The organism is Flavobacterium ginsengisoli (assembly GCF_029625315.1).
GTDB lineage: Bacteria > Bacteroidota > Bacteroidia > Flavobacteriales > Flavobacteriaceae > Flavobacterium > Flavobacterium ginsengisoli.
This window is the reverse complement of record NZ_CP121110.1, coordinates 614122-628994: the sequence shown is the minus strand read 5'-3', so window position 1 is coordinate 628994 and position 14873 is coordinate 614122. Positions and strand designations below refer to the sequence as shown.

Genomic DNA, 14873 nt, shown 5'->3' with positions numbered 1-14873 from the left:
TCATTCAAAAAATAAACTGAACTGATTTTTACGAGCAACTGAAAAAAATCGGTTTTTTTAGAAAAAAGGAGAAGGCTTTTTACGCTCTTCTCCTTTTCGCAATTAAAATTGAATTACAAATGCGTACTTAACTAAATTCTTATTCTTAATAACCATCATTCTGAGTAAGGGCTGGGTTTAAAACCATTGCATTTGTCGGGATTGGGAATACACGACGGTATGTGTCTGTATTAGTTTTATATCCCCAAGATCCTTCATATTTTCCAAAACGAATCATATCGTTTCTATGCCAAGCTTCCCAAGCAAATTCACGGCTTCTTTCTTTGTAAAGATCTTCTAAAGTTACTCCGCTTAAAGCAGCAGATGTTGTACGATTAGAACGAACCATGTTTACTAATGCATCAACACTTTGACCTAAAGTCACAGATCCGCCACGTAAAATTGCTTCTGCTTTCATTAAAAGAATATCAGAGTAACGCAAGAAAGGAACATCATTGTTTTGATTACGGTTTGTTGAAGATGCGTCAGGATAAAACTTAACGTTTCTGTATCCCATATTCCAAGCGATTTCATCATTACCACAATCGAATAATGTTACGCTCTGACGAAGTTCAATATCTGGAGTTAAGTTTACTTGATAAGTATATGCCGCTCCACCATCAGATCCTGTGTAGAACTGATCGTAACCTTTTTTAGTTGTGGTAACCATTACTGGAGTTACACCATCATTCATAAATTGAAGTCCCGTAAGCCATTGTTTGTTACGTATATCATTGGCATCATTAAAATAGGCATAAAATTCTGGCAGTGTACTTCTAGGCGCACTTGGCGTGTAAGAAAGTCCGAACTTAGCTCTTTCTGAACGTGGGACATCATAACGTGCGTGATACATTTGCCCGTTGAAACCCACTGTAACAGCTGCAGGATCGTAAGGAACCGCAAAGATGAATTCTTTCATTGCTGGTCCGTTAGTCGGGTAAAACATTTGAAGGTAAGTCGCTCTAGGTTCTACAACATATAAATTAGAATTGATTACTTCATCGCAGGCTGCGATACATTCGTTATAACGTGCCGTTCCTGTGTATACTTCGGCATTCAAATACAATTTAGCCAACATTGCATTAGCGGTTTGTTTATTTGGTCTACCGTAAGTTGTAACGCCCGAAGCAGGATTCAAATTAGGAACTGAACTTTTTAGTTCTTTCTCAATGTACTCGAAAACTTGTTTTCTTGGAGTTTTAGCATGAGAAGTAAAGTCTCCATATAAAGTATCTAATGGCACGTCTCCATAACTATCCATTAACATGAAATAAGAAATAGCGCGCATTGTTCTTAACTCTGAAATCAAAGTTTTTTTATCAGTTCCTTCGGGCATTGTCTGTCTTAAGATCGAAATAGCCTGATTGCTTGTCCCAATTACTTTAGATGACCAATCCCAAAGGCTTCCTATGATACCATTATCTGGATTCCAGTCATGGTAATGCATTGAAATATAGTTTCTATTATCAAACCAGTTACCTCCTCTTGCTGGTAAGATAGCTTCGTCTGTAGATAATGACTGCGACCACCACCAAGCAAATGAAAACTCACCTCTAAATGCTGCATAGACTGGTCCTGTTGTCTGAATATATTGTGTTGAGTTTTGAGGAAATACCTCAGGTGTCAATTGAGTTGTGATAGGCACTTCTAGATCATCACAAGACCATACCAAACCAGCTAAAAGTACTGGAAGTCCTAAATATTTTAATATCTTTTTCATAATGTTTAGCTTTAATTTTTAGAAAATCACATTTACACCGAACATATATGTTCTGGTTTTTGGATAGAAGTTATTAGAATCTACACCTGGAGCCGTTCCTCCTTGTTCAACCTCTGGATCAATTCCTTTGTACTTAGTAATAACAAATACGTTATTTACAGTCTGATAAATACGGATACTGCTGATGTAATTTCCAACTTTTCCAAAATTATAACCTAAAGTCATGTTATCTAATCTTATATAACTGCCGTCTTCTATAAAACGATCTGAATATTTATAAGAGTTTAAATCATTTGGCGACTCATTACCAGCATCTACTAAAATGTTATTGGTCATTGCGGTACTTGGTCTAAATAAGTCTGCACGAGTTGCATTGAAAATTTTATTACCAAAAACTCCTCTAAAGAAAATACTTAAATCGAATTTTTTGTATTGGAAATTATTTGCCCATCCCATCAATAATTTTGGCTGTGCGCTTCCTGCATAATGATAATCTACTCCAATTTGAGGTGTAGTTGTTAGATCACCGTTTTTGTCATAATACTGAGAAACTCCGTCAGCATTTTTTCCAGCATATTTCAATGTAAAGAATTGTCCTAATGGTTTTCCTTCTTTAAAGATTTGTAAAGTACTTCCTGTTTGTCCTCCTCCGTCTGGTTGTACACGACGAATTGAATCTCCACCAACAAAGAATGGACTAGTTAATTTAACAATTTCATTTTTGTTATGCGCCAAATTCAAATTAGTATTCCAGCTAAAATCTGCTGTTTTAACAATAGTTGCGCCTAAACTAACTTCAATACCTTTGTTAGACATTGTTCCTCCGTTTGCTACAATTGTTCCTACTGGCACCAATACTGGATTAACATTGTAGTTAAAAATCATATCTGTTGTTTTCTTATCGTAAACATCAACAGAACCTGTTACTTTTCCTTTTAAGATAGAGAAATCAACACCAATATTTGCTGTTGCAGTTTTTTCCCATTTTAAATCAGGATTTGCTTGCTTGGTTTGGTCCATAAGCTCCAATCTGTTGTCCGTTGTAATAGAAAGTTCCTAAACTTCCAGAAATAAATTGAGCTGTGTAAGCATTAAATCCAGAAGAGTTTCCAGTTACTCCCCAGCTACCACGAAATTTCAAATCGCTAAAAAAGTTTTGGTTTTTCATAAAACTTTCTTTGTCAACTCTCCATGCACCTCCTACAGAAGGAAAGTATCCCCATTGGTTGTTTGCACCAAACATAGATCCACCATCTCTTCTAAGTGATCCTTGTAAAAGATATTTATCTTTATAATTATAATTTAAACGTCCGAAGTAAGCAATTAAACGTGTTTTTTGATATGCTTTGCTATCTCCAAAATTCACCACATAACCATTAACAGAAGTATAGTTACTTAAAGCTAAGTTGTTATACCCAACATTGTCAACTGGGAAATTTGTTGTCGTAGCCTGAAAACCGTCTCCTAAAGTGTTTTCTTGCCAAGAGTAACCTAAAACAGCTTTTATTTTATGATCTCCAATTGATTTATCCCAAGTAAAGAAACTCTCAATAATGTTGTTTGTGTTCTCGTAAGCATTTCTCAATGCAGAACCATTTACTCCAAAGTTAACCAATGTTTTTGTCAAAGGCGGATCTGGGTTGTTGTAAAAGTTGGCACTGTTATATTGTGAATAATAGCTGTCATAAAATTCTCCGTGAGATGTATTTAGTCTTTGGTGTGCCAAATTCAAGTTATACGTTAATCCGAAAGGCAATTTTACTTCTGCGGTAAGATTACCTACAAGATTATTTGTCTTAGTTTCGTCTGTACCATGCTCAATTAAAGCTACTGGGTTAAAGTATCCAGGACTTACAAAGTTTTCAAAAAAACTGCCATCATCATTTCTTACTGGAGAAACAGGAAGATAACTTGCTGCTTGTAAAAGAACTGTATTACGCTGCGGTACATTTTGATATTTTGTTCTAGAATTAGTAACATTTAAACCAAACTTTACTTTATCATTAAAAGCATATTGTTCAACAGATAAACGAGCAATGATACGAGAAAAGTCACTTTTTAGCATAACTCCTTCTTTATTAAGAGAAGTAATACTTGCGGTATAACTTCCGTGATCTCCGCCGCCACTCATAGATAAGTTATGACTGCTTGACGCTGCACGCCCTGATCTTAGAATTTCTTTTTGCCAATTTGTGTTAGCACCTTTGTCATTTTCTGGAGTAAAATTCAAATTGTTTTTAGTTGTAAAAGCTCTAAGTTGATCTGCATTCATCATATCCAAATTATTAGAAACTTCTTCAAAACCAAAATATCCATTGTAGGCAACTTGTGTTCTTCCTTTACTTCCTTTTTTTGTTGTTACCATGATAACTCCATTTGCTGCACGGTTACCATAAATTGCTGTTGCAGCCGCATCTTTTAATACGTCGATTGTTGCAATATCATCTGGTGATATAACCGAAATATCAACTCCTGGAATACCATCAATTACATAAAAAGGTCCTTGCGAACTGTTTAATGTTGAAGCTCCACGTAAAACTACCGAAGCTGTTTTTGTTGGGTCACCGCTTGAAGAAATATTCAAACCAGAAACTTTACCTTGTAAAAGTTGTCCAACGTCGCTAATTGCACCTCTGTTTAAATCTTCAGCTTTAACAGAAGAAACCGAAGTCGTTAAGTTTTTACGAGATCCTTTACCATACCCCACAACTACAACTTGTTCTAAGTTTGTAGTGGTAGATTGTAATTTAATCGAATAATTAGTTTTGGTTCCGTCTAATTTTACAGTCTGATCATCAAATCCTATGAAAGAAATTATTAACGTCGCATTTTTGTTTGACGCTAAAAATTTAAATTTTCCATCAAAATCTGTCGTTACAGTATTAGTCGTCCCTTTTTCAAGGATATTAGCGGCTGGCAGAGGAATACCTTTGTCATCTAATACAACACCAGACACTTCTGTTTTTTGTGCCCAAGTATTAATTGAGAAGCCAAAGAAAAAGGCTAATAATAAAAGTTTAAGTTTTTCCATTGTATATTGGTTAATTGGTTAAATAGTATTGACGAAATTAGTGCCAAAGAAATGTTAACAAATGGACAAGTTATTCATAAACATGGATAATTTCTTTAAAATCAATAATGACAAGGCTTCGCAAAGTATTTTTTCTAAAATTATATAGTTAAAAACTTATTAATTAATCGATTTCGTAAAATTTTCTATTCATCTTTTTAGTGTGGTTTAAGGTTATGTTATAAATATTAAGTTAAATTTTGTCTATATACGTAACAATTATAATCTTGGTAACTTTTTATTTGCTTTTTGTCCAATTAATTTCCCAATTTTTAATTGATTCTCTTTCTTTATTTTCATCAAAAGGAGTATTTGTGGCAACAGATTTTTTTAAAGCTTCTAAAAACATTTTCCATCTTGGCCAATAAAATCCTTTGTACATTCCTTTCCAAGATCTAGAAGCGTAATCGTTCAAGTGTCCTTCTCCGCCCCAAAGCGTAATTAATGTTTTGGCATTTTTTACATATAATGAAGAAACCTCTGGCGAACTACCATAATCTGAAGCCGATTTTACCCATTGATCCAAACTGTTTAATGGCTGACCTGACATTACAGCATCGATATTCAAAACTTGTTTTTCTATCTTTTTAAATAATAGATCGCCTTGATCAATGTCTTTTTGTTGATATGCTTTTACGCATTCTATTAAATCTTCATCAATACATAATGAATAATAATGTCTTGTAACATCTATTAAATCATATTGAATAAAATTCTTTTTATCATATTTCTTTGCTTCTTTGGTTAAAATATCCAAAGCCTCTTTTAGTTTTTTCTTATCTCCAGGATTTCCTTTAAATTCTGTAATGGTTACTGTTGGACGTTTAAATAACAAATACGCTCCAGCCCTATCATTCCACCAACGTGTTTCCCAATATTTGACATTATAGACAGATTCTAATAATAATTCCCACGCTAGAAAAACAGGTTTAGAAGTCGTTTGCCCGTATCTTGCGTTTAAGTATTTAGTTAACCAATCATTTACAGGTTGCTCTCCTTTAGTCCACGGAAGATCATAAATGTATTCGTATACAATCGAATTATTATTTAAACCTTCAGGCATTGCTCCATAACCTGCAATATTTCCTCTATGCGGATTTTTAAGCAGACTTGTCAATTCATTTTTGTAAAAATTCAAATCGCCATAAACAGGATTCGATCCGCCATAATTATGTACATAACCGTAAGTCCACTGTTTACCGTAAAAAGCTTCCTGATTATCCCATACTTTATATCTGTCATTGGCATAATCCTGAACCATTACTTTATCATTTGGAACTTTACTTAAAAATGCGCTTGTAGCTTCTTTGGTCCAGAATTCTTTATTGTCTCCAAAAAGCCATCCTTGCATAACCCAAGTTGCACCAGGAGCTGCTTCATTTATAGTCTCATAAACTGCACTTCCGTAATTAGAAAGTTCTTCATATTTATTATGTTCAGAAACTGGCGGTTCAATTTCATTAAATGAATCTGCCAAATAGAAATCTGACTTTCCGTACATTTTGGTATAAATTTCTATAAAACGTTTTCCGATTTTTTTAAATAAAGGATCTTTGGAATCTAAAAGAAAAGTGCTCGCAAAACCACCGCCAGACCACGATTTTAATTCGGTAATTTTAGCTTCAGGATGTTTTTCGGCGAAAGCCTTAGGAACATATCCGCTAAAAGCAGGAACAACAGGGTGCATATCCAAAGTCCTCATTCTCTCCAATATTTTCTTTTGCAGTTCTTCTTTTTTAGCAAACCATTCTTGTGGCAAAGGACCTTCTAGACTATTAATATTTCCCATTCTTTGCCAAGGTAAAAAAGCTGGACCAGCAAAATGTGCCTCTAACTGATTGTTTGTCAAACCATATTCTTTCCATAATTCCTGCCACACCGCTTCCTGACCTTCCATTGCAGTTGGAAGATTAATGCCGTGCATAGCCATCCAATCTATTTCTTGTTCCCAACGTTTCCAGTCCCACCACGGAGTTGTATAGCCAAAAGTGCAGGCGTTTAAATATTCTCTATACTCAAATGGCGTACTTCCTTTTTTGGAATATTTTGGCCAATCTTTAGGTAAATTGACTCTGTTTCCTTCCCAACTAATTAAAACTGCACCGATATCTCTAAGAAAATTATATGCTCGCATAGCAAAGTGCTGTATTATTTGAAGCTTTAATTTTTACAAGATTGGTGGTTGCTTCCACTTCAAACCAATCTTTATCTTGATTTTTATTTTCACTTATAGTCAGTTCAAACTCATTGACACGACTACCAATTAATCGCTCTATTACAGCAGAAGCGCTTTTTGTTTTTTCGTCGTTTTTAGAATATCCGTTTAAAGCACAAAAAAATAACAGTACAAATAATGGTACAGCATTTTTAATTTTAAGATTCACTCTTTTCATATAATCATGTATTTAATAAATTTCTTTCTTTAAAAATTGAATAAAAAAAGGGAGATTAAATCTCTCATTAATCTCCCTAACTAATAAAAACTAACAAATATTTACTAATCAATCACCTTCAATTTATTATCTTTTTTTGTGTTTTCTTTTTGAAAACTACTGCGATTCAATTGGGTTTTGGATCGAAAATAAAATTACTCGCATTGTTATTCTTCAAGATGGACGAATCAATCAAAAGAATAGACATATTTTTCATATCTCTTTAATTAGTTCATTTTTACGAATTCTTTCTGCCATTTAAAGCGTTGCAAATGTCATTGGTCTAAATTTCAATAGAATAATAAAAAAAAGTCGTTTATTTATAATGCTATACAGATCTAACTATTCTCATTCTATTTAAAACTAAAAAAACATATGCAGTCTCGTAGAAAATTTATAAAAAATGCCAGTATTTTTTCAGCAGGATTATTGGCTGTTCAAACTGATGCTTTTGGACTAAATTCTAATCTTTTTGAATTTCCTTTAAAAGATTTTATAACCAAAAGACCTCCTCTTGCAGAAAGAAAATTTACTAGTAAAGCTATTGAAGTCGCAATTGTAAAAATTAAAAAACAAATTGCAAACCCAGAATTGGCTTGGCTTTTTGAAAACTGTTTTCCAAATACACTAGATACAACTGTCGAATTTGAAATTATAGATGGCAAACCCGATACTTATGTCATTACAGGCGATATTGATGCAATGTGGCTTCGTGATAGTACTGCTCAAATCTGGCCTTATATTCCGTTTGTAAAAGAAGATGCTAAACTTGCCGAATTGGTAAAAGGCGTTATAAATCGTCAGACAAAATGCATTCTCCTTGATCCGTATGCAAATGCTTTTTATAAAGATTTCAATAAAGAAAGTGAATGGAAAAATGATATTACCGATATGAAACCAGGAATTCATGAACGAAAATGGGAAATAGACAGCTTATGCTATCCTGTTAGATTGGCTCATGGCTATTGGAAAGAAACTGGAGATATTAGCATGTTTGACAAACAATGGAAAGATGCCATGAAATTGATTCTGAAAACATTCAAAGAACAGCAGAGAATGGACGGAAAAGGCGGACCATACAGTTTTATGCGACAAACAGCTTGGGCAACAGATGGAGTTCCTTTAAGCGGTTATGGTTATCCTGTAAAACCATGCGGGCTGATTGTTTCGACTTTTAGACCAAGCGACGATTCGACTTTGTTTGGATATCTAATTCCGAGCAATATGTTTGCAATTGAAATTCTAGGTTATCTTGTAGAAATGTTTTCAAGTCCCGCCTTAAAAGATAATGATTTGGCAGCTGAAGCTAAAGAACTTCAAGCGCAAGTTCAGAAAGGTTTAAATGAATATGGAATTATAGATCACCCTAAATTTGAAAAAATCATAGCTTTTGAAGTAAACGGATATGGAAGTTTTCATATGATGGATGATGCCAATGTTCCTTCTCTTTTATCATTGCCTTATCTCGGCGCAGTTTCTCCCGATGATCCTTTGTATCTAAATACTCGTAAAGTAGTACTTTCAGAAAATAATCCGTTTTTTTATAAAGGAACAGCCGGAGAAGGAATTGGAGGCCCTCACACTGGCGTTGATACGATCTGGCCCATGAGTATTGTTTTAAGAGCCATTACAAGCATTGATGAAAAAGAAATTAAAAGTTGTATAAGCACTTTAATTAAAACCAATGCCAATACAGGATTTATGCATGAATCTTTTCATAAAGATGACGTAACCAAATTTACACGTAAATGGTTTGCATGGGCAAATACTTTGTTTGGAGAAATGATTGTACATACGAGCCTTCAATATCCTCAAATTTTAAAAGACAAAAACTTATAATGAAAAGAGCTTCAATTTATGAAGCTCTTTTATTTAAAATATTGTTTCATCCGCATTAGGATCAAAACTTCCTTCATCTGGATATTTAATGCTGTCCTTTAGTTCTTCTACTCGTTTTGGATCAAACTTAGGTAATTGCAATTCATTATTTTCTTTCCATTTTTTAACTATTTTAGAAACTTCTGCTCGCTTTTTCATTAGAAACAGGCGTATCTCTAGTCATATAAAGCGTTTGCGAAGGATAAGCCAGAGAGGTGCCACTTTTTTCTATAATGTCCAGCATTCGCAATAAAAGATCTTCTTGCACTTCTTGTGATGTCTCTACATTTATGGCTTCAATATAAGCTGTAATCTCAACCTTTAAAGAATCTGCTGTAATACCAGTAAAACGAACTATTGGATTTGTATTTAAAACAGAAGGATGTGCATAAAGCAATGACCTTAATTCTACAAGCAGATAACGCATTTGATCTGGTGTAGTTTCCATTCTAAATCCAAAAATTGGATTGAATATAAATCGATCGCGATGTGCATAATTTTCGATTTTACTAGCTGACAACTGACCGTTCGGAATTGTTACAATACTACGAGCAGGGGTTCTAAGTGTTGTAGAACGCATCCCGATAGATTCTACTGTTCCTTTTATATCATCGACTCTACAATAATCGCCTACACGAAGTGGCTGATCAGCAATAAGACTGACACTCCCTACAAAGTTTTCTATAGTTTTTTGCGCTCCAAGCGCCAGTGCAATCCCTCCTATTCCTAGTGCTGCAAGTCCAGCTGTAACATCTACTCCAATAATTCCTAATATTGCAATAATTCCGATTACAACAATTGCAACTTTCATGGTACGACTTAAAAATAATACCGCAGATACTGCAGAAGCACGTCCGCGATTGTTCATTCTGCTTCTTGTAAACATGCTCACAAAATCGGTCAATCTCCAAAGCAGAATTAAAAAAGCTACAATTCCGATTGTAATTATTATAATGCTAAATCGCTGGCGAACTATTATAGAAATTCCCATTCGCTGTGTTAAAGTGACAAACAAAATCACCGTCAGATACATCTGAACTGGAAGCGTAAAAGCTTCTATTATAGCATTACCTTTCTCACTATCTGCTTTCTTCCATATTTTTTGCAATAAAAATATAAACACAAATATCAATAATCTGGAAAGCAGGTACGTAAGCACTGTCATTACAACCACTACTCCCCAATGTCCAATTGGTACATTTCCTAGTTTTCTTACTTTTAAAGCATTTGGCAATACCCTGTCTAAAAAAGTCTTTTCGCCACTAATATCTGCTTGCAAGAATTGCTTCTATAGTTTCAGCAGAAAAAAGCCATAAGGCTGGCTCACTATCATCTGACTGATTTTCTAAATAAAGTTGAATGCTTATTTTATCGGTAGATATATTTCCAACCAAATCTACACCAGTTGCCAGATTATCATCTATACGACCTAATTCTTTATTACTAAGAATAGATGATGGAGAGAAATTACCTCCCTGATCCAACAGCTGTTGAAAGGTTTTGGCTATTCGTATTCTTTCAGACGTTTTACGATACGAACGTTTACTAAGCATAAAATACTGGCTCGCACGCAGATAATTCTGATCGCCAATTGCTTTTATGAAACCGTTGACAGTTCCTTGAGGTGTTCTCCTTCCTAAAGAATCATCGGGAGTTTTTACAGGTTCCTCAGTAGTAGTTTTTGCTCCTCCTAAAAGCTGTGCTTCTAATTTACAAGGAGTTAATATTAATACTGAAATCAACAGTATAAAAGAGAATAAACGTTTAGTACCTAAAATCATATTTTTTTGCTTTAGTAACTTAGACTATTAAAAATAAGAAATATAGCAGAATTACAAGTTATTTGCATTGCCTTTTTTTAATTTTCTATGCAAAAGCCTTCATAAGATTTCATAAGAGCAATTCTGGAACTTTTGACAAATTCAATTAATCCTATTTGATTTAGCTTTTTTGTTAAATCTAGTATTTCTTCATTTGTTCCTGTAGCCTCTAATATTGTATACTCTTTTTGAATTTCTGAAACTTTAAGATTGTTTTCACGAAGTAAATTTTCCATTTTCGAATTAGTCATAAATACTTCTGTAAACATTTTAAACAATGCGGTTTGTTTTGAAACAATTTCATCATTTGATGAATAATAACATTTAAAAACTTCAATAATTTTCTCTATTTGTGCAACTAAATTTACCACTGTATTCAATGTTTCAGTTATTACAATTGTATGTCTGTATACTTTATCAATCTCACAAATAGACATATTAAGGCTCAAAATGTCTATTTGCTTTCTTATAAACATTGAGCTTAATTTGTTCATTAATCTTAATTGATCCTCAGAATAAATGGTAAGGGTAAATTCGTTTTTCATTGTTTGATTTTTATATATGCTTTTTTTGTTCGTAATCGAAATAAAAAAAGCCTTTCACATTTGGACTGAGAAAGGCTTTTTTGAATAGACAATAGAATCCTGACTCGTCATGTAATACGAATAATGATAATTGAAATAATAATGCTATTCTGAATTGAATTTTTCATAATTGCTTTAAACAAAAAAACCTCCCGTTGCAGGGAGGTTTTTCTAAATTGTATCTTTTACTTATTTATATAACATCCCTACACCATTATCTAATGATAATTGTGATAATAATAGCATTGATGTTAATTGTATTTTTCATTTGTTTGATTTGATGCACAAATATATCAATATTTTTTAATCTCTAAATAATAAATCCGTCACTGTTGGACGGATTTATTTATTTTGAATTTTAAGGTATTAAAACGGCTCTACCTTTTATTTTTCCTTGTCTCATTCTATCATAAACTTCATTTGCATCGTCTAGTTTATGCTTTTCAATTTCTATATGGATTTTCTTTTGTCTTGCCAAGCCTACAACTTCCATCAGTTCAGTTCGTGATCCCCAATACGGATTGGTCATACTAACTCCAAATGGCAAAACATTCATGCTATACTGGTAATGTCCTCCGCCAAGCCCCACAATAGTAAGATCTCCGTCAAGGCTTACTACTTTTGTTCCTAAATCTATTGTAGAAGTTGCGCCAACAAAATCAATAACAACTTTAGCTTTCTTGATTCCTGTAATTTTCTGAATCTGTTCTGCTGCATCAGCATCTTTAGAATTAACCGTAAAAGTTGCTCCCAATTCTTTAGCGAAAGCCAATTTATCTTCGGTAACATCACAAGCAATAATAGCTGCTCCGCTTATTTCTCTTAATATCTGCAAAGCAACGTGCCCTAGTCCGCCAACTCCAATTACTACCACAAATTCATCCGGCATTAATTTCGGAAGCGAACGTTTAATCGCAGAATAAGGTGTAAGTGCTGCATCTGTCAATGGAGCTGCAATAACTGGGTCTAAATCAAAAATAGGCACTAAAAGTCTCGAAGATGGCACCAGCATATATTCTGCCATACCGCCATCTAATCCTAAACCTCCGCCGTAAGCTTGCTCAGATTGATGATCACAATAATTTTCTTTTGACTGCTGGCAAGGTTTGCAATGACCACATCCCCAAGGGCCATATACTAAAACGGCGTCTCCCTTTTTATAACCTTCAACATTTTCGCCAATTTCTTCAACCCATCCAGCATTTTCGTGTCCTAGAGTAAAGACTGTTCCAACAACAGTTCCTTCGTCTATAATATGCAGGTCTGAGTGGCAAACTCCTGCCCCGCCAATTTTTAATAAAACTTCATCACCTTTAGGAACAGGTTTTTCAAGATCATTAACAACGCGGACATCTTTGTGTCCAAAAAAACGTACTGCTTTCATAAAATAAACTTTTGATTACTATTCTACTAATTTACAACTTGTATTTTCTATATAGTTTATTAAGCAAGTTAAGTTTATCCTAATTTATTGCTTTTAATGAGCATTTATAGGAGGTTTAGATAAAAGGGCGAAATAAAAAATGGTAAAATCTAGTGTATAGATATAAAAAAAGAGAACCAAAGTTCTCTTTTAAATTTTATTTTATACTATTTAAAATCAGCTAGATTATATCGGTTCAAAAGCTAATTGCTCGGTAATTTAATTTTAATAATAAACAGACAATAAGATTTTTGAATTTGAACTCTCTATATATTTTGAAAGTCTATTTAAAAATTCTTGACTAACCATTGGACAGCCGTGGCTATTGATTATATAGTATTCTTTTTCATCTGATGGAACCTCTTTGTAAGAGTGTAATACAATGGCGCGTTTCATTGCATTATTATTGGTTTCGTCTAATCCAGCAAGTCTAAAAGCTTTACCAAATATACCTTTATATGGTTTCTCTACTGAATATCTTCCAAGTGAAGTGCAATTAGATTCTGGTGCATTACTAAACTGAAGAATATCTCCTTTAATTCCTGTCTCAGAACCTGAACCATGCGCTACAAGCCCTTGGTCAAGGATCTGGTTATTTTCTAGATCGTAAACAAAAAAGCGGTTTTTTCCTGATTTAATTTTCATATCAACAAGAAAAGCAATTTTGTTATTAAACTTGTGATTTCCAGATGTAAAAGCTTTAATTTCATTTACATGTTCTGTAAGACGTGCAAATTCAACTTCGCTTAATATTTCATCATCATCCCATACATTCATTGTAGTAAAGGAACTCAAGGAAAAAAGCAGCGCCACTAAAAATATTCTCATATCAGGCAGACGGTTAAGTTAATAATTATAATTTGGGACAAATATAAATTTAATGTTGCAAAATTATACACAAAGTTTATACAATTCCCATATCATAAGTTAAAGATATTATAAATATCTGAAAACAACAACATTAAACGTTAAATTTTAACTAAATAACGTTAATCTGCTACGTAATGATTTCAGATAAGTATATTTAAATACTCTTTCCAAGTTTGTTTTCCAGTATTATTTTCTGGGCATAGATTTACTCCGGTAGTGAACAATTTATGGCGAATATCTTCTGGTATTTCTAGTATTATATCTTTATCACTTTGAATTGTTTCTAAGTAAGATTTAGTCATTTCTTCAAAATGAAGTACTTCTGGACCTCCAAAATCTTTTATTAATCCTTTTGATTGCTCTAATGCAATGGACGCAAGTAATTCTGCAACTTCTTGTACTGCTACAGACTGAAACCTCAACCCTGATGGAATTGTTATAAAATCACTTTTTCCGCTTTGATCTAATGTTTTAATCATATTAAGCACAAAATCATGGAACTGTGTTGTTCTTAGGATCGTAAAGGGAATGCCACTATTAGCTACGATATTTTCTACTTGCAATTTTGCTTGATAGTATGGATAATCGTTTTTATCTATTCCGACAATAGAAATGTATATGAAATGTTTAAGTGAATTTCTATCTGCTGCATTTAGCAAATTTTTAGTTCCTTCAATATCTGTCTGTAGAAAGTTTCTTGGATTACTCGCACAGTGAATGATTACCTCAACATCTTCTGTTGCTTCTTTTAAACCAATGTTTTCAAGTAAGTCTCCAGTAAAAAATTGTATATTATTTTGAGTTGTAATACTTGTTTTTGTTGTTAATACAACTGTTTTTATCTCTTTCTTTACTAGTGCCTCAACAACATATTTCCCTAAGTTTCCATTTCCGCCTGTAACTAACACTTTCTTCATTAGGTTCCAATTTGACTACGATATTAGAAAAAAAACGATTAATCTCAAAATGAGCTTATTATTTATAAAAAAACTGGCTTCATTTATAGATGAAGCCAGTTAAATTTTGTTTAATGATAT

The 14873-nt window shown here is 33.4% G+C and carries 13 protein-coding genes; 1 reads left to right on the top strand and 12 read right to left on the bottom strand.

Features of this window, described 5'->3' with window-relative positions:
• Nucleotides 1-145 precede the first annotated feature (145 nt).
• The 5 genes from P5P87_RS02625 to P5P87_RS02605 all read right to left on the bottom strand — a co-directional run bounded on the left by P5P87_RS02625 (nucleotide 146) and on the right by P5P87_RS02605 (nucleotide 7222).
• On the bottom strand, nucleotides 146-1759 hold the full coding sequence (locus P5P87_RS02625; RefSeq protein ID WP_198858010.1) for a RagB/SusD family nutrient uptake outer membrane protein: 1614 nt from the start codon (nucleotides 1757-1759) through the stop codon (nucleotides 146-148).
• 18 nt (nucleotides 1760-1777) lie between these two features.
• On the bottom strand, nucleotides 1778-2779 hold the full coding sequence (locus P5P87_RS02620) for a TonB-dependent receptor domain-containing protein (RefSeq protein WP_278021462.1): 1002 nt from the start codon (nucleotides 2777-2779) through the stop codon (nucleotides 1778-1780).
• Nucleotides 2751-4790 (bottom strand): SusC/RagA family TonB-linked outer membrane protein, encoded by a 2040-nt coding sequence (locus P5P87_RS02615; RefSeq protein ID WP_278021461.1) that lies wholly within the window; start codon nucleotides 4788-4790, stop codon nucleotides 2751-2753. The genes P5P87_RS02620 and P5P87_RS02615 overlap by 29 nt, the downstream gene beginning before the upstream one ends.
• Before the next feature lie 277 nt (nucleotides 4791-5067).
• A complete protein-coding gene (locus tag P5P87_RS02610; RefSeq protein WP_278021460.1) occupies nucleotides 5068-6963 on the bottom strand; it encodes an alpha-N-acetylglucosaminidase in 1896 nt (631 codons plus the stop codon).
• Nucleotides 6950-7222, bottom strand: a complete 273-nt coding sequence (locus tag P5P87_RS02605) for an alpha-N-acetylglucosaminidase N-terminal domain-containing protein (protein WP_278021459.1) — start codon at nucleotides 7220-7222, stop codon at nucleotides 6950-6952. The genes P5P87_RS02610 and P5P87_RS02605 overlap by 14 nt, the downstream gene beginning before the upstream one ends.
• 414 nt (nucleotides 7223-7636) lie before the next feature.
• Between P5P87_RS02605 and P5P87_RS02600 the strand changes: the two genes are divergently transcribed.
• Nucleotides 7637-9100 carry a glycoside hydrolase family 125 protein gene (locus tag P5P87_RS02600; RefSeq protein WP_278021458.1) on the top strand — a complete coding sequence of 488 codons (1464 nt, stop codon included), beginning with the start codon at nucleotides 7637-7639 and terminating at the stop codon, nucleotides 9098-9100.
• Nucleotides 9101-9133: 33 nt separating this feature from the next.
• Here the strand turns inward: P5P87_RS02600 and P5P87_RS02595 are convergent, their stop codons facing one another.
• From P5P87_RS02595 to P5P87_RS02565, 7 genes are all read right to left on the bottom strand, one after another.
• Nucleotides 9134-9298, bottom strand: coding sequence for a hypothetical protein (locus P5P87_RS02595; protein ID WP_278021457.1), 165 nt, complete (start codon nucleotides 9296-9298; stop codon nucleotides 9134-9136).
• Nucleotides 9273-10418, bottom strand: coding sequence for a mechanosensitive ion channel family protein (locus tag P5P87_RS02590; protein ID WP_278021456.1), 1146 nt, complete (start codon nucleotides 10416-10418; stop codon nucleotides 9273-9275). The genes P5P87_RS02595 and P5P87_RS02590 overlap by 26 nt, the downstream gene beginning before the upstream one ends.
• Nucleotides 10402-10920 carry a hypothetical protein gene (locus P5P87_RS02585; protein WP_278021455.1) on the bottom strand — a complete coding sequence of 173 codons (519 nt, stop codon included), beginning with the start codon at nucleotides 10918-10920 and terminating at the stop codon, nucleotides 10402-10404. The genes P5P87_RS02590 and P5P87_RS02585 overlap by 17 nt, the downstream gene beginning before the upstream one ends.
• Before the next feature lie 77 nt (nucleotides 10921-10997).
• Complete coding sequence (locus P5P87_RS02580; protein ID WP_278021454.1) at nucleotides 10998-11504, bottom strand: acetolactate synthase small subunit; 507 nt, start codon at nucleotides 11502-11504, stop codon at nucleotides 10998-11000.
• A 397-nt stretch (nucleotides 11505-11901) separates the two neighbouring features.
• The gene (locus tag P5P87_RS02575; RefSeq protein ID WP_198858004.1) at nucleotides 11902-12927 is read right to left on the bottom strand and encodes an NAD(P)-dependent alcohol dehydrogenase; all 1026 of its coding nucleotides are present in this window, start codon (nucleotides 12925-12927) and stop codon (nucleotides 11902-11904) included.
• 264 nt (nucleotides 12928-13191) lie between these two features.
• A complete protein-coding gene (locus P5P87_RS02570) occupies nucleotides 13192-13794 on the bottom strand; it encodes a murein L,D-transpeptidase catalytic domain-containing protein (RefSeq protein ID WP_198858003.1) in 603 nt (200 codons plus the stop codon).
• A 182-nt stretch (nucleotides 13795-13976) separates the two neighbouring features.
• Entirely contained in the window at nucleotides 13977-14753 is a 777-nt protein-coding gene (locus P5P87_RS02565) for an SDR family oxidoreductase (RefSeq protein ID WP_278021453.1), read from the bottom strand.
• Between the last annotated feature and the right edge of the window lie 120 nt (nucleotides 14754-14873).

What these genes read in the sequence shown, in the direction of transcription:
- P5P87_RS02625 (WP_198858010.1), bottom strand. Translation starts at nt 1,759, where the DNA reads ATGAAAAAGATATTAAAATATTTAGGACTTCCAGTACTTTTAGCTGGT.
- P5P87_RS02620 (WP_278021462.1), bottom strand. Translation starts at nt 2,779, where the DNA reads ATGGACCAAACCAAGCAAGCAAATCCTGATTTAAAATGGGAAAAAACT.
- P5P87_RS02615 (WP_278021461.1), bottom strand. Translation starts at nt 4,790, where the DNA reads ATGGAAAAACTTAAACTTTTATTATTAGCCTTTTTCTTTGGCTTCTCA.
- P5P87_RS02610 (WP_278021460.1), bottom strand. Translation starts at nt 6,963, where the DNA reads ATGCGAGCATATAATTTTCTTAGAGATATCGGTGCAGTTTTAATTAGT.
- P5P87_RS02605 (WP_278021459.1), bottom strand. Translation starts at nt 7,222, where the DNA reads ATGAAAAGAGTGAATCTTAAAATTAAAAATGCTGTACCATTATTTGTA.
- P5P87_RS02600 (WP_278021458.1), top strand. Translation starts at nt 7,637, where the DNA reads ATGCAGTCTCGTAGAAAATTTATAAAAAATGCCAGTATTTTTTCAGCA.
- P5P87_RS02595 (WP_278021457.1), bottom strand. Translation starts at nt 9,298, where the DNA reads ATGAAAAAGCGAGCAGAAGTTTCTAAAATAGTTAAAAAATGGAAAGAA.
- P5P87_RS02585 (WP_278021455.1), bottom strand. Translation starts at nt 10,920, where the DNA reads ATGATTTTAGGTACTAAACGTTTATTCTCTTTTATACTGTTGATTTCA.
- P5P87_RS02580 (WP_278021454.1), bottom strand. Translation starts at nt 11,504, where the DNA reads ATGAAAAACGAATTTACCCTTACCATTTATTCTGAGGATCAATTAAGA.
- P5P87_RS02575 (WP_198858004.1), bottom strand. Translation starts at nt 12,927, where the DNA reads ATGAAAGCAGTACGTTTTTTTGGACACAAAGATGTCCGCGTTGTTAAT.
- P5P87_RS02570 (WP_198858003.1), bottom strand. Translation starts at nt 13,794, where the DNA reads ATGAGAATATTTTTAGTGGCGCTGCTTTTTTCCTTGAGTTCCTTTACT.
- P5P87_RS02565 (WP_278021453.1), bottom strand. Translation starts at nt 14,753, where the DNA reads ATGAAGAAAGTGTTAGTTACAGGCGGAAATGGAAACTTAGGGAAATAT.